This is a genomic window from Streptomyces sp. NPDC028635 (genome assembly GCF_040637635.1).
Taxonomy (GTDB): Bacteria; Actinomycetota; Actinomycetes; order Streptomycetales; family Streptomycetaceae; genus Streptomyces.
Genome location: NZ_JBEZWX010000038.1, coordinates 14,127 through 27,241 on the forward strand (window position 1 = coordinate 14,127; position 13,115 = coordinate 27,241).

Here is a 13,115-nt window from a genome sequence, read left to right on the forward strand (position 1 = left end):
GAGTGGTGACCCTGCGGCTCCTCATCGCCGCCGCCGTGCTGATCGCCCTATGGCGCCCAGGACTGCGATGGGACAGGACCACCTGGGCCGTGCTCATCAGCGCCGGAACGCTCCTCGCCGTACACCACCTCAGCTACTACGAGGCCGTCGACCGCCTGCCGTTGGGTGCCGCCACCACGGTGGAGTTCACCGGGCCCTTCCTCATCGCCGCGGTCGGGTCCCGCCGCGCAGCCGACCTGCTGTGGGCCTGTCTCGCCGCCGCGGGCGTGGTGCTGCTCAGCGCCTCAGGCTCTCACCTCAACGCCGAAGGTCTGGGGTTCGCCGCCCTGGCCGGCTGCTGCTGGGGCGGCTACATCCTGGTCGGCAAACGCCTCGCCGACCGCGTTCCCGACGGCCGCGGCCTCGCCCTGGCGGTGACCTGGGGCGCCCTGCTCAGCCTCCCCTATGGTCTCGCCCAGGCGGGGACCCGGCTGTTCGCCCCCGCCACCCTGGCCCTGGCCGCCGCCGTGGCGATCCTCTCCAGTGTCCTGCCCTACTCCTTCCAGCTCGAGGCACTGCGCAGGCTCTCCCCGCGGGTCTTCGGCGTACTCACGAGCCTCGAACCCGCCATCGGCGCGCTGATCGGACTTCTCTTCCTGAATCAGCACCTCAGCGTGCCGCAGTGGCTCGGCATCACCGCCGTGGCCCTGGCATCCATCGGTGCCACCCGCAGCGACCGCGAAAAACACCGCAACGACACCGACACCGATCCAGCGCGGTCACCCCTCACCACGCTCGACACGTGAATGCAGCGCGCCCGCGCCCTTCACCCGACGCTGCGACGGCACACCTCAGCCGGCGGGGCCGACGAGCTCCGGTGACCGCAGGACGGGGGCCGGGATGCCCCAGGCGTCGACGAGGTCGACGGCGAGGGGGCGCACCTTGCGGCAGAGCTCGTTCACCTCGCGGCTGATCGCCTTGGACCTCTGGGCAGTCAGCCGACCGTGTTCCATGAACCAGGCGCGGTCGGCTTCGATGGTCGAGAGCGCGAACAGGTCACACAGCAGCCCAAGGGCAACCTTCTCGCCACCTTCGGGAAGTGCGCGCACCTTGTCGACGAAGGCTTCCGTGACCAGCCGTTCGACGTGGGCCCGGGCGAGGGCGATCACGTGGTCCTGGACCTCGGAGAAGACCGCGCCGGGTTCGTCCTGCCGGTCTGTGCCGTGCTTGATGCGGCGGGCGAGGCCGGCGAGCATGTGCTCCTCGCGGAAGCGGACCATGGCGAGGTGGTACTCCGAGTCGAGGAGTGCGGCTTCCCGGTCCCACGCGTCACCGCCGGGCAGCAGGTCGCGGACGCGTTCGAGAAGCTTGTGCGCCGACGTCCGTTCGATGACGGTCTCGACGGCGAGGCCGGTGACGTAGCGGACCATGCCGAGCTGGTCGAGGTCCTCGAACTCGCCGGCGTGGTCGGTGAGCAGGCCCTTGGCCACGAGCTGGAGGAGCACGTGGTTGTCGCCCTCGAAGGTGGTGAAGACGTCGCTGTCGCATTTGAGGGCGGCGAAGCGGTTCACAGCGAGGTAGCCGGCGCCGCCGCACGCCTCGCGGCACTCCTGAACGACGCGGGTGGCGTGCCAGGTGGCGAGCGCCTTGATGCCGGCGGCCCGCGATTCGAGGCGGCGCCGTGCCTGCGGGTCGTCTTCGACGCCGGAGAAGACTTCGTGCAACTGGGCTCGTACGACGTCCTGGGCGAAGTGCAGCGCGTAGGTGCGGGCGAGGAGGGGGAGCAGCCGGCGCTGGTGGAGGCCGTAGTCGAGGAGCACCTGTTCCGCGGTGTCCGGGGATGCCTTGAACTGGCGCCGCCGGTCGGCGTACTTGGTGGCGACCGTCAGTGCGACCTTGGCGACGCTGACGCCGGCACCGGCGACGCTGACCCGGCCCTGCACGAGGGTGCCGAGCATGGTGAAGAACCGACGGTCGGGGTTCTCGATGGTGCTCTCATAGGTCCCTTCGGGAGTGACCCGGGCGAAGCGGTCAAGGAGCGCCTCTCGGGGGACGCGTACACCGTCGAAGCGGATGCGGCCGTTGTCGACGCCGTTGAGGCCCATCTTCTGGCCGTCGTCCTCGATGGAGACACCGGGCAGGATGCGGCCGTCCGCCCGCAGGGGGACGACGAACGCGTGGACGCCCTCGGAGCGGCCCTCCACCTCCAGCTGGGCGAAGACGACGGCGAGTTCGGCGTGGCGGGCGGCGTTGCCTATGTAGTCCTTGCGGGCCTGATCGTCGGGGGTGGTGAGGACGAACTCCCGGTTCTCGGGGTCGTAGCGGGCGATGGTGCCAAGCGCCTGGACGTTGGAACCGTGACCCACCTCGGTCATGGCGAAGCAGCCCATCAGCTCTCCGGTGACGAGGCGCGGCAGGTACGTCTTGTGGTGGCGGTCGGTGCCGAGATGCAGGATCGCTCCGCCGAAGAGCCCGAACTGGACGCCGACCTTCACGAGGACGGAGAGGTCGCCGAACGCCAAGGTCTCGAAGGCGGCGATCGACGCGCCGACATCGTCCCCGCCGCCGTACAGGGCGGGGAAGCCCATGCCGGTCTGACCGGTCGCGGCCAGTTGGACGACGACGTCGCGGACCCTCTCGCGGAACGCGTCGATGCCGAGCGTGTCGGCCTCGTCGAGGACGGCGGCATGGGTGACCAGGTTCGTCCGGACGAGGTCCCGGATCTCGGCGTACTCACCGTCGAGGACCGCGGTGAGGGACGGGACGTCGATCTCAGGCTCGAGCCGGCCGATTGCGGGGGCGGAGGTGTTCTCGGTAGCCATGCCGCTTCGCTACCCCGAGCCGCGACGATCAACCGGCGCGGGGCCCCGACGCCCAGAGGGGTCGGCGCAGGGATCGGGACCAGTGGTGCCCTGCGCGTCGAGTGTGATGCTGTCCGCGGGTACCTTGACCGGCGGGCCGTCGGCCACCGAATGCCGTAGCAATCCGAGCCGGCCAGGCAGTATGCCGCGTGGCTGTATCTCGTGATGATCATTCACGACCCAGGCATGTGCAACTGCCCAGCTTGCGGATCAAAAACCGCTTGCGCCGTGGTGAAAGATGAGGAGCGTGGTTACCAAGGAGCGCGCCGTGGAGCTGGTGGAGGGCCTGCTGTCGAGACAGCGGCAGGAGTCACCATGGATGGCACGACTCCCCGAGCTTGCCGTCTGCCACGTAAAGGAGCACGCTCTCGGGTGGCTGGTCGTCTGGCAATCGGTGGAGTACATCACCAGCCGCGACATCGGGAAGATGCTGGTGGGCCACGGGCCCTACCTAGTGGACCGGCAGGACGGGAGTATCCACCACATCCCTGCCACCACATACGTCGCCGATGTCTGGGAAGATCTCTACCTCCAGCAGATCAGGGGCGTCCGGCCGCCCGATCCGCTGATCGCGGCCGTTGAGGCGCTCGTGCACTCCGAGGGGACCATGGCCGCGATGCGCCACCTGCGGAAGCGGGCCCCGCGGTTGGGGCTGCAGCAGGCGAAGGCTTACGTCATGGCCATCCGGGACGGAGACGAGCCGCCGGAGGAGCTGGTCGACCTCACCAGGACGCTGGAGCCGTGCCCTCCGCTGCGCATCAGCACCCTGGCCGGCCCGGTTCGGTAGCGGTCCGGCTAAGGGGACGGCATCCTGGCCGTGCGGCCGGCTCTCGCCGGGTAAGTCGGCGGACCATGGTGCCGATCCGGGTTCGCCTTCACCCCGCCGGCCATTGCAGCCCAAGAAGACCCGGTGCCTCCGCCCTGGACCGGCTGCTCCAGCTGCCCCACCGCGACATGGTCGACGACGTCGTCGCCCCGCTCTGCAAGGCCGCCGACGGCCCGCTGAACGACCTGCGAACCCGCACACAGCCGGAGGACTGCACGCCAGCGCCCACATTCCCGACCGAAACGCATCGCCGCGGACGCCGACCTTGCCGTCGACGGACTGCTGCTCGACTGCAAGAGCACCCGACACACCCACACCCTGCGCCAAGCGGAAGCATGGCAGCTGACCCTCTACCTGCTGCTCGACACGGAGGACAGGTACCGGATCGACACCCTCGGCCTGGACCTCGCCCGCTCCGGCACGCTGGCCAGCTGGCCGGTAGAGGAGTACCTGGACCTGCTTGGAGCCTGCCGCCGCGAGGTCCCCGCCTTCCGTGCCGCGTTCACCGAGCTGCTTGAAGGCTGCACGGCTGACGTCGAACCGTACGAGCCGGAGGAGCGAGACCGGGTCTGGGCGCGTCGGTCGGGAAAGCACGTCCGTGCTCATTCGTAGTCGACGCTGACGGCACCACCCCTGGCGGGGCATCGCTGCTGGACGAGATCGTCCGAGAGGGTGCACGCCGGATGCTGGCCGCCGCGCTGGAGGCCGAGGTCAACTCCTACATAGCCGAGTTATCCGACCAGCGGGACGAAAGCGGTAGCCGTCTGGTCGTGCGTAACGGCTACCAACTGCCAGGGAAGGTCACCACCGCCGCCGGATGGTTCGGGGCCAGGGCGCCACCACCTTCCGCCCGGACTCGTCGTCGAGCGCATAGCGGCAGGGCGGTCAGTCGAGGTCGGGGAGGGGGCGCCGGGCGACCTCGTGGGCCTCGTCCGGCGACAGGCCCAGCATGCGCAGGACCATCGCGGCGAGGTCCACCGCGGCCTCGTCGCCGTCCACCTCGGGGCGGGCGAAGCGCAACTCCACCAGGGACAGCAGCGTTCCGCCCAGTGCCGACTGGGCGACCACCGGGTCAAGGGCGGTGAAACGGCCGGAGGTGATGCCGACCTGGAGATCCCGCAGCGCCCGGCGGGCCAGCCCGTTGTCCGAATGGATGCGCCCGAGGCCCCGGCGGCGCAGGACCTGCATCAGCTCCGGGTTGGAATCGGCCATCCGGGCACTGAGCCGGAAGCCGGCCGCGACGAGTTCCGCCGGGTCGTCGATCCCGGCCAGGCGCTCGTCGAAGTTCTGGCCGAACTCCTCCAGGGCGTCCACCACCGCCGCCTCGAACAATTCCGCCTTGGAGTCGAAGTGGTTGTAGAAGGAGCCGAACCCCACGTCCGCGCGCTCGGCGATCGCCTGGATGCTGGCGCTGGTGTCACCGTTCTCGGCGAGAATCTGCCGGGCCGCGCGCACGAGAGCCCGGCGGGTTTCTGCGCGACGACGCTCGAACCGGTTGCCGGGCGGGGCTGACGTAGACATGCGCAGAGTGTAACCGCGGGCGATGGCGGTCGCAGTCCTGATGAATCCATCATCTCTTGCCGCGAACACCTTGACGACGGAACTGTCACAGTTGATGATTCCATCATTACGGCAATGATGCTCGGAGGGCACCATGTCTGAAACCCGCGTCCACGGGGCCGACGTCATCACGGCCCACCGAGATCTCCACAGTGAGCAGGGCGCCCTGCGCGGCGAACACCCCGGCCGCTCCCGGAATCCCGTGATCAAGGTCGCCGACCTGGCCTGGCTGGAGTTCGAGAAGCCCGACCTGGACCGCGCGGAGGTCTTCGCCCGCGACTTCGGGTTCGGGATCGCCGCGCGCACCGAGCGGGAGCTGTGGCTGCGCGGCACCTTCGCCGGCTCGCCCTGCATGGTGATCCGCAAGGGACGTACGTCCCGCTTCATCGGCCCCGCGTTCCGGGCCGCCGAGCGGGCCGACCTCGACCGGCTGGCCCGCGCGATGGGCCGGGACGTGCGGGACGCCGACGTACCCGGAGGCGGCAAGCTGGTCGACCTGCTCGACCCCGCGGGCTTCCCGGTGCGGGTCGTGCACTGCGGCGAACAGCTTCCCGCGCTGCCGGAACAGCAGCCGCTGCTCCTCAACTTCGGCACGGATCACCGTCGCACGAACGCCGCCCAGCGTCCGCCGCGCGAGCCGTCCCGGATCCAGCGGCTGGGCCATGTGGTTCTGGAGACCCGGGTGTTCGCCCGGGCCCTGGACTGGTACCTGGACACCCTCGGAATGATCGTGTCGGACTTCTTGTTCCTGGACGGACAGCGCGGCCGCGGCCCGACGATGGCGTTCATCCGCTGCGACCTGGGCAGCGTGCCGGCCGACCACCACACCCTGGCCATGCACCTGGGGCCGGGCACGGGATACGTCCACTCCGCCTATCAGGTCACCGACCTGGACTCGATCGCCGCCGGCGGCGAGTACCTCAAGGAGCGCGGCTACAAGCGCAGTTGGGGCATCGGGCGGCACATCCAGGGCAGCCAGCTCTTCGACTACTGGCGCGATCCCGACCACTTCATGCTGGAGCACTTCGCCGACGGCGACCTGTTCTCCTGCGACGTCGAGCCCGGCTGGGCGCCCATGTCGACCAGCGGCCTCGCCCAGTGGGGCCCGCCCGCCACCCGTGACTTCCTCGGCACGAGCCCCTCCCCGCAGCGCGTCCGCGACGTCATCGAGGCCCTGCGCGGCGACAACGAGATGGACCCGGCGCGACTCTTCGGCCTGCTCAAGGCCGCCAACTCCTGAACCCTCGCACGCGAGTGAACCCTGTAAGCGAATCCCCTCACGAAGGCACTGACATGAGCACCAATGTCCTGCGTACCGCCGATGGCTGGTGGGTCGTCCGAGGCGGCCGGGCCGTCCCTGTCGAGACCAAGGCCGTCACCACCGCCGAGCTGCTGGCCGACCGCGCCGCTGTACGGGAGGCCGCCGCCTCTGGCGAAGCGGGCACGCCCGTCGCCGACCTGGTCGCGCTCTCGCCGGTCACCACGCCCTGCCGGGTCGTCGCCCAGATGGTCAACTACCGTAGTCACGCCCGCGATTCGGGTTTCAAGGGCGACATCCCGCCCGCGTTCTTCCGCAAGGCGTCCGGCTCGATCAGCGGCCCCGGCAACGCCGTCGTCCGCCCCGCCCACGTGAAGTTCCTCGACTACGAGATCGAACTCGGGCTCGTCATGGGCGCGCCCCTGCCCGTCGGCACCGTCGTCGAGGAGCGGGACCTGCCGGCGTACGTGGCCGGACTGGTGATCACCAACGACATCAGCGCCCGTGAGGTGCAGCTGACCAAGACGCAGTTCTACGAGAGCAAGTCGTACCCCACCTTCACGCCGACCGGTCCCTACCTGTCGTTGCTGGAGCCGGAGGACTTCGCCCATCTCCTGAACCTGCGGCTTACGTTGAGCGTCAATGGCGAGCTGCGCCAGGACCGCACCCTGGCCGACATGATCGTCCGCCCGGGGCAGGCGCTGACCCTGCTGGCCCGCTTCCAGACCCTGGACGCCGGAGACCTGTTGCTCACCGGCACTCCCGGCGGCACGGCCCTGAAGGCCCCGCCGAAGGCCGTTGAGAAGATCGGCGCGCTGCTGCCGCCCGCCGTGAAATGGAAGGCGTTCTTCAAGAGCCAGGCGAAGAACCCGCACTACCTGAGTCCGGGCGACGTGATCGCGGCGACGATCGCGACGCCGGACGGCCGCATCGACCTCGGCGAGCAGCGCACGCCCGTCGCTGACGCGAACTGACACCCGAGGTGAGCCGCACATGACCGTCGCTGAAGCCTCACGTGTGCCCGTCGTGATCGTCGGGGCCGGACCGGTGGGCGTGACCGCCGCCCTCCTCCTGGCCCGGTACGGCGTCCGCAGCGTCGTCCTCGAACGCCATCGGGACGTCTACCCACTCCCGCGCGCCGTCGCCACCGACGACGAGATCCACAGGATCCTCCAGGCCGCCGGCGTCGGCGAGGAGTTCACCGCGATCTCTCGCCCCGCGGGCGGTCTGCGGCTGCTGGACGCCCGCCACCGGGTGATGGCCGAGTTCCGGCGCTCCCGGCAAGGCCATCACGGCTATCCGCAATCCAGCATGTTCGACCAGCCTGAGCTCGAATGCGTGCTGCGCGCCGAACTGGCCCGGCATCCCGAGTGTGAACTGCGCGCGGGCGTGGAGGTCACCGGCGTCGGCCCCGACACCACGGGCCCGGTGCGCGTGGCCTACCGCGACGACACCGGCGAGCACGAACTGTGGGCCGAGGCGGTCCTCGGCTGCGACGGCGCCAACAGCCTCACCCGCGAGGCGATCGGCGGCGTCTGGGAGGACCTGCACTTCGAGGAACACTGGACGGTCATCGACGCCGAGACGACGGGCCCCGTCCGCTGCTGGGAGGGCGTCGACCAGGTCTGCGACCCCAAGCGGCCGGGTACCTTCATGCGCGTGAACGAGACCCGCTACCGCTGGGAGTTCCGGCAGCGGGAAGGCCAGGAGACGGTCCGCGAGCTGATCGCCCCGTGGCTGCCGACCTCGTACGACGGGGACTTCGAAGTCGTCCGCGAGACGCAGTACACCTTCCGGGCCCGCGTCGCCGACCGCTGGAACAGCGGACGGGTCTTCCTCCTCGGTGACGCCGCCCACCTCACCCCGCCGTTCATCGGACAGGGGCTCTGCTCGGGACTGCGGGACGCCTACAACCTCACCTGGAAACTCGCCCGCGTCCTCCGACAGCGTGGCGACGAACGGCTGTTGGACACCTACGAGAGCGAACGCAAGCCGCACGCCCGGCATGTGGTCCGCCTCGCCGTCGCCATGGGATGGGCCATGACCGGCGGTCAGGACGCAGCCGCCGCGCTCCGCCGCAAGTCGCTGGCCGCGGCCTGCCGCATCCCCGGCCTGACCGAGCTGGCCGGCCGCGACCTCAGCCCGCCCCTGACCGCCGGGCCGCTGGTGCGGCGCGGTGTCCGCCGGGGGCTGGCGGGCACGCACTGCCCGCAACCGTGGGTGAGCGTCAGTGGCCGGCGTACCCGTCTCGACGAGGCGCTCGGCGATTCCTTCGCCGTGCTGACCGCCACCGAACCCGGACCCGCGCTGACCGCGCTCGCGCACGGTCTCGGCGTGTACGCGGTCCCGGTGACCGACCTCGGCGACGACGGCACCCTCGCCGCTTGGCTGCGCGCCGGACGCGCGGACGCGGTCCTGCTGCGGCCCGACCGGATCGTGATGGACGTCGTCCCCTCGGGCAGCCGGGACTTCACGTCGACCCCCGCCTGGGCGCCCCTGCTGCACACCACCCGAAGCCCTGTGCCTTCGCAACGGACGTCCCTGAAAAGCCTGTTGAGGAGTACGACGCGATGAGTACGCCCTTCTTCACCCCCGACCCGCAGACGGCGGCCGCCAGTCGCATCGCGGAGTTCGCCCGGCGCCAGGGCATCGACCCCGACGACTTCGCCGCCCTGCACCGCTGGTCGGTCACCGACCTGGAGGGCTTCTGGGGCGCGGTGTGGGACTACTTCGACATCGACTCCGACACCCCGTACGAGCAGGTACTGGCCGAGGACACCATGCCCGGCGCCCGCTGGTTCCCCGGCGCCACCCTCAACTATGCCCACCACGCCCTGCGCAAGGTCCGGGACGACGACGTGGCGATCATCGCTCTCGACGAGACCGGCTCGGGGTACGAGGTGACCGGCGAGCGGCTGCGTGCCCTGGTGGCCTCGGTCGCCGCGACCCTGCGCGACCTGGGCGTCGGCCGGGGCGATCGGGTAGTGGGCTACCTCCCCAACACCCCGCACGCCATCGTCGCCTTCCTCGCCGCCGCGAGCCTGGGCGCAGTCTGGTCGGTGTGCGGACAGGACTACGCGCCCAAGGCCGCCGCCGACCGGTTCGCCCAGCTCGAACCCACCGTGCTGATCGCCGCCGACGGCTACCTCTTCAACGGCACCACCCACGACCGCCGTGACGCCGTACTCGACCTCGCCCGCGCACTGCCGACACTGAAGGCCACCCTGCTGGTGGACCACGTCGGCCTGCCCTGGCCGTCGCAGCCGTACCCATCGCTGGTCGTCCCCTGGGAGGACGCCTCGACCCGCAGCGAGGAACTCTCCTGCACACCCGTGCCGTTCGACCACCCCCTGTGGGTCGTCTTCTCCTCCGGCACCACCGGCCTGCCCAAGGGCATCGTCCACGGCCACGGCGGCGTCCTGCTGGAGCACCTCAAGACCCTGGGCCTGCACTCCGACCTCGGCCCGGGCGACCGCCTGCTCTGGTACACCACCACCCACTGGATGATGTGGAATCTGGTCGCCTCCACCCTCCTCACCGGCGCCACGACATGTACGTACGACGGCAGTCCGGCCCCCTTCGCCAAACTCGACGTCCTGTGGGAACTGGCCGCGCGCCACCGGGTCACCGTCTTCGGCACCAGCCCCCAATACCTCCTGGGCATGGCCAAGTTCGGCATCGACCCCTCGGTGCACGACCTGTCCGCGATCCGTGTGGTCGGCTGCACTGGGTCCGCCCTGCCGGCGTCTGCCTACCCGTGGGTCCGCGAGCACGTCGGTGAGCACGTCCTGCTGGCCTCCATCAGCGGCGGCACCGACATCGTCTCCGGCTTCGCCGGCAGCGCCCCCAACACGCCGGTGTGGGCAGGCGAGTTGTCAGCACCGCACCTGGGCGTGGCGCTGGCCGCGTACGACGCCGACGCCTCGCCGGTGGCGGACCAGGTGGGCGAACTGGTCGTCACCCGCCCGATGCCCTCGATGCCGCTGTACTTCTGGAACGACCCCGAGGGCACCCGCTACCGGGACGCCTACTTCTCCTCCTATACGGGTGTCTGGCGGCACGGCGACTGGATCACGGTCACGGGCCATGGCTCGGTGATCGTCCACGGGCGCTCCGACAGCACGTTGAACCGCAACGGCGTACGCCTGGGCAGCGCTGACATCCACGATGCCGTCGAACGCCTCCCCGAGATCGCCGAGGCCCTGGTCATCGGCGCCGAGGAGCCGGACGGCGGCTACTGGATGCCGCTGTTCGTGGTCCCCGCCGCCGGTGTGACCCTGGACGACGTCCTGCGCGAGAGGATCAAGGACGCCATCCGTGCCGGTGCCTCGCCTCGTCACGTCCCTGACGAGGTCATCGAAGTGCCGGGCATCCCGCACACCCGTACCGGCAAGAAGCTGGAGGTCCCGGTCAAGCGGCTGCTCCAGGGCACCCCGGTCGAGCAGGCCGTCGACCCGGCCGCGGTGGACACTCCCGACCTCATCGACCACTTCGCCCGCCTGGGCGCCGAGCGCCGCAGGGGCAGGACCAGCGGATGACCACCGTGCTCGCCGCCGTCGTGGCGGCCCCCACGTGATCGGCCGGACAACTGCTAGTCATCTGACGGCCTGACCGGTGCCCGATAGCGCCCCGGATCAGCTTGGGTCCGGGGCGCTGCTGTGTCTGCTGCTCGAGGTGCTGCTGTCGGTGATCCGGGTGCCGGAGAGCGACGGGGGGATTGGATTGAGAACGACGGGAACACAGACTGGTTCATCTTGGCCGGGCTGGCCCTCGGGGTCATCGGAGCGATCCTCTACGTGATCGACAAGTGGCTTATCAGCTGAGCCGAGGCACAGCGCGGAACGGTCTGCAGTTCGGAGACTGGCTCGGCAGCAAAGCCTGCCGGGCCAGTCTCGGCCCGGCCGCCCTGCGCGTCCACGCGAACCTTGAATCGGTCCTGCGCGTGGAGCCGGCCGACGGCCTCCTCGACCGCGTTCGCACCGCCTGCTTCGACACGCCCAGGCGCCCACCCGCACTTACCCGGCCGGAGGACACTTTCACGGGCAAACGATCATTGCGATCCGCTCGGCCCGCCCTTTCGCCAGCTGCATTTCGCTTTCGTCCAGTTCCCGCGCGTCGTACGGTGATCCGTTCCAGTAGCGCGGGGATCCAGCATGCTCCGGATCGTAGAGGGCAATCCGGCCCCAGCAGGTAGGAACTGGAATGCGCCTACGCGCCAGGTTCCATGGTGGCAAAGCAGCTCGTTATGAGTGTGCCCAGGGCAGACGAACCGCCTCGATTTCAAAGTCGCGGTTCAGGCCGTACTGGATCGGCCAGTCCGGATCCGGGGGCGGGCGGCCAAGCCACGCTGACGTTCCGCCTCGCGGCGTTCTTCCTCGGCGATCCACCGGCGGGTCCGTTGCAGGTCACGGACCTGCACGCGCTCCAGGAAGCGAAGCAGCATTAGTCGCGTCGGAACGGGATCGGTCACAAGTTCGAACGTAATAGCGCAGGGTCAGAACAACACCTCTTCATCAATACGCCGGTCTTGATCTTCGCTCAGCGGCGATCAGCAATGTGTGATTGCCGGGGCTTAACGGCCCCATGTCCCGCCGAACCCTTAGGTAGGGCGCGTCGGCGCCAAGAGTGAGGCTCCACACCCCTGGGCTTGCGTTGGTTGGTGTTCACCCGCCTTGGGGGCCGTCGAAGGGGGTGCGGGACTTGTACAGCCTCTCGCGTTCCTTCAGGACTGAATCCACCGCGTCTCGCACTGGGCTGTGCCGCCTGGCCTGTTCGGCTGCCTGCAAAGCCGCCTTCTGGCGATCGGCTTCGCGGCGCCGCCTGATCCAGGCCGCCTGGGCGTCGCGCCAGTTGTTCACCGACCACCAGAATTTGGTCAGATGCGCGGGCTCCTGGGGATCCAGCTGGAGAGCCGTCCATCTCGCCGGCTCCTCCAGGGTCCTGTGGGCCCGCTGGACGTCGCCCAGCATGTCGAGCACGACTCGCTCGGCATCCCGCACCTTGATCCCTAGGTCCTCCCACTGGTGCAGCGTGTATCCCTTGACCAAGTGGTCCTTCTCCAGCTCGCGCAGCACCTGGAGCACCGTCGTTGTCGAGGCGGGCGGCGAGTCGCTTTGGGAAAGCTCACCGCTGCGCTGGGCGGCCATCTTGTCGGCGATCACGAAGGGGAGCGAAGGCAGGGGCAGCGCCTCCAGCACTGCCAGGACGTCCTGTCGGCTGGGTGTGTACGCCGGTTGTTCCTGTCCGCCCGCTTCCATCAGCCCGCGCCCTCCCCGAAGTTGCCAACCCAGTGCCCATTGCACCGTACAACTCTCAACTCATGGTCCGCCTGCGCGACTTGCCGCCCACTATGCAGTGGCGTGAGGCTGCGGCCGTCGAGGAGGATCACGGCCTGCGCCAGCGATGGCATTCGATCCTTCCTCCTCTGGCGTGGGGCCTTGCGGGTTTCGGCGTCTCCGCAGACGGCGCGCACTCCCATGGGGAACATCCCACGATGAATCCGCAGACGCTGGGCGGCAACGCGTTGAGAGAGGCCCCGTCAGTTCGGCACGCTAGGAACCGGGGCGATCGTAGACGGGATCGTAGGCGTCCGTGTCGATCGGGAGCTTGCGCCTCTCGACAAGCCACCGCA

General features: G+C 69.6%; 9 protein-coding genes and 1 pseudogene. 7 read left to right on the top strand and 3 right to left on the bottom strand.

Annotated elements, in window-relative coordinates:
• Window positions 1–5 precede the first annotated feature (5 nt).
• Entirely contained in the window at window positions 6–785 is a 780-nt protein-coding gene (locus AB0E88_RS29265; protein WP_361636677.1) for an EamA family transporter, read from the top strand.
• Between the two features lie 45 nt (window positions 786–830).
• Here AB0E88_RS29265 and AB0E88_RS29270 read toward each other — a convergent pair whose 3' ends face one another.
• On the bottom strand, window positions 831–2,801 hold the full coding sequence (locus tag AB0E88_RS29270; protein ID WP_361636680.1) for an acyl-CoA dehydrogenase: 1,971 nt from the start codon (window positions 2,799–2,801) through the stop codon (window positions 831–833).
• A 286-nt stretch (window positions 2,802–3,087) separates the two neighbouring features.
• Here AB0E88_RS29270 and AB0E88_RS29275 point away from each other — a divergent pair, with 286 nt between their 5' ends.
• Both AB0E88_RS29275 and AB0E88_RS29280 read left to right on the top strand, forming a co-directional pair.
• On the top strand, window positions 3,088–3,627 hold the full coding sequence (locus tag AB0E88_RS29275) for a YrhB domain-containing protein (RefSeq protein ID WP_361636683.1): 540 nt from the start codon (window positions 3,088–3,090) through the stop codon (window positions 3,625–3,627).
• 686 nt (window positions 3,628–4,313) lie between these two features.
• Window positions 4,314–4,484, top strand: a pseudogene (locus tag AB0E88_RS29280) (IS256 family transposase); the annotation flags it as partial.
• Between the two features lie 67 nt (window positions 4,485–4,551).
• Here AB0E88_RS29280 and AB0E88_RS29285 read toward each other — a convergent pair.
• Complete coding sequence (locus tag AB0E88_RS29285) at window positions 4,552–5,187, bottom strand: TetR/AcrR family transcriptional regulator (protein WP_361636685.1); 636 nt, start codon at window positions 5,185–5,187, stop codon at window positions 4,552–4,554.
• Between the two features lie 133 nt (window positions 5,188–5,320).
• Between AB0E88_RS29285 and AB0E88_RS29290 the strand changes: the two genes are divergently transcribed.
• From AB0E88_RS29290 to AB0E88_RS29305, 4 genes are read left to right on the top strand one after another with little or no spacing between them, the layout of a single operon-like run.
• Window positions 5,321–6,466, top strand: a complete 1,146-nt coding sequence (locus tag AB0E88_RS29290; protein WP_361636688.1) for a VOC family protein — start codon at window positions 5,321–5,323, stop codon at window positions 6,464–6,466.
• Between the two features lie 53 nt (window positions 6,467–6,519).
• A complete protein-coding gene (locus tag AB0E88_RS29295) occupies window positions 6,520–7,458 on the top strand; it encodes a fumarylacetoacetate hydrolase family protein (RefSeq protein ID WP_361636691.1) in 939 nt (312 codons plus the stop codon).
• A 19-nt stretch (window positions 7,459–7,477) separates the two neighbouring features.
• Window positions 7,478–9,058, top strand: a complete 1,581-nt coding sequence (locus AB0E88_RS29300) for a bifunctional 3-(3-hydroxy-phenyl)propionate/3-hydroxycinnamic acid hydroxylase (protein WP_361636694.1) — start codon at window positions 7,478–7,480, stop codon at window positions 9,056–9,058.
• Window positions 9,055–11,022 (top strand): acetoacetate--CoA ligase, encoded by a 1,968-nt coding sequence (locus AB0E88_RS29305; protein ID WP_361636696.1) that lies wholly within the window; start codon window positions 9,055–9,057, stop codon window positions 11,020–11,022. The genes AB0E88_RS29300 and AB0E88_RS29305 overlap by 4 nt, the downstream gene beginning before the upstream one ends.
• 1,125 nt (window positions 11,023–12,147) lie before the next feature.
• Here the strand turns inward: AB0E88_RS29305 and AB0E88_RS29310 are convergent.
• Complete coding sequence (locus AB0E88_RS29310) at window positions 12,148–12,741, bottom strand: hypothetical protein (RefSeq protein WP_361636699.1); 594 nt, start codon at window positions 12,739–12,741, stop codon at window positions 12,148–12,150.
• Window positions 12,742–13,115 lie beyond the last annotated feature (374 nt).